General features: G+C 71.3%; 1 protein-coding gene. It reads right to left on the bottom strand.

Going from position 1 to position 1,602, the window contains the following annotated elements:
* On the bottom strand, positions 1–1,602 hold a 1,602-nt coding region (locus IH00_RS0133580; RefSeq protein ID WP_031079848.1), incomplete at both ends, for a non-ribosomal peptide synthetase.

The raw sequence follows: 1,602 nt of genomic DNA, 5'->3' as shown, positions 1-1,602 counted from the left end.
AGTGCGCGTCGGTCGGCTTTGCCGCTGGGGGTGAGGGGGAGGTGGTCGAGGGGGACGAAGACGGCGGGGATCATGTGGTCGGGGAGTGTTGTGCCGAGGTGGGTGCGGAGGTCGGTGACGGGGAGGTCGGTGTCGGTGACGGTGTAGGCGACGAGTCGGCGGTGTCCGTCGGTGCCTTGGTGGGCGACGACGACGCATTCGCGGATGTGGGGGTGGGTGAGGAGGGCGGATTCGATTTCGCCGAGTTCGATGCGGAAGCCGCGGATCTTGACCTGGTCGTCGGCGCGGCCGAGGTATTCGAGGGTGCCGTCGGGGCGCCAGCGGGCGATGTCGCCGGAGCGGTACATGCGTTCGCCGGGCTTGCCGTGGGGGTTGAGGGGGAAGCGTTCGGCGGTGAGGGCGGGGCGGTTGAGGTAGCCGCGGGCGAGTCCGCCGCCGGCGACGTGGATTTCGCCGGCGACGCCGGTGGGTACGTGCCGGCCGTGTTCGTCGAGGAGGTGGACGTGGTATCCGGGCAGGGGGCGGCCTGCGGGGAGGCGGCTGCCGGTGGTGAGGTGGTCGGCGGTGATGTGCTGGTAGGTGACGTGGACGGTGGTTTCGGTGATGCCGTACATGTTGACCAGGCGGGTGCCGGGGGATTCGTAGCGCTGGAACCAGGTCGACACGTGCTTGGGTTCCAGCGCCTCCCCACCGAAGATCACCCAGCGCAGCGCGGGAAGCCGCTCCTCGCCCGCGCCCGCCGCGTGCTCCACCAGCTCCCGGAACATCGAGGGGGTCTGGTCGAGCACCGTGACCCCCTCCTGCCTCAGGAGCCGCCACATGGCGTCGGGGTTGCGTGCGGTGTCGTGGGGGACGACCACGGCGTGGCCGCCGGTCATCAGGGCGCCCCACAGTTCCCAGACGGAGAAGTCGAAGGCGTAGGAGTGGAAGACCGTCCACACGTCGTCCGTGCCGAACCCGTACAGGGGTTGGGCGTTGGCCATGAGGTGCAGGACGTTGTGGTGTTCGATCGCCACGCCCTTGGGGCGGCCGGTGGAGCCGGAGGTGTAGATGACGTAGGCCAGGTCGGTGGCGGACACACCTGTCCGCGGGGGTGTCACCGGCAGGCCGGCGATCGTCTCGTCCTCGGCGTCCAGGTCGACGACCCGTACGTCTCCGAGCGGCAGTCCGCTGCTCAGGTCGCGGTGGGTGACGAGGATTTCGGCGCCGGAGTCGTCGAGCATGTAGGCGAGCCGGTCGGCGGGGTAGGCGGGGTCCAAGGGCACGTAGGCGGCGCCGGACTTGAGGATGCCGAGCAGGCCGACGGCCATCTGTGTGCCGCGTTCGACGGACAGGGCGACCAGGCGTCCGGGTCCGGCGCCGAGTGACACCAGGTGGTGGGCCAGGCGGTTCGCCGCCTCGTCCAGTTCGCGGTAGGTCAGGGACTCGCCCGCGCAGGACACGGCGACCGCGTCCGGTGCGGCCGCGGCGCGCGCGGCGATCCGGTCGTGGATCGTGCCGTCCCACGGATCGGTCCCGGGCGTCACCGCCCACTCGCGCGCCACCCGCTCCAGCTCACCCCGGGCCAGCATGGGCAGTGCGGAGACCGGCCGGGCGGGGTCG

This window comes from Streptomyces sp. NRRL S-118 (genome assembly GCF_000716335.1).
Taxonomy (GTDB): Bacteria; Actinomycetota; Actinomycetes; order Streptomycetales; family Streptomycetaceae; genus Streptomyces.
Note: the sequence above shows the minus strand (reverse complement) of the source record. Positions and strands in the feature narration are given on the sequence as shown.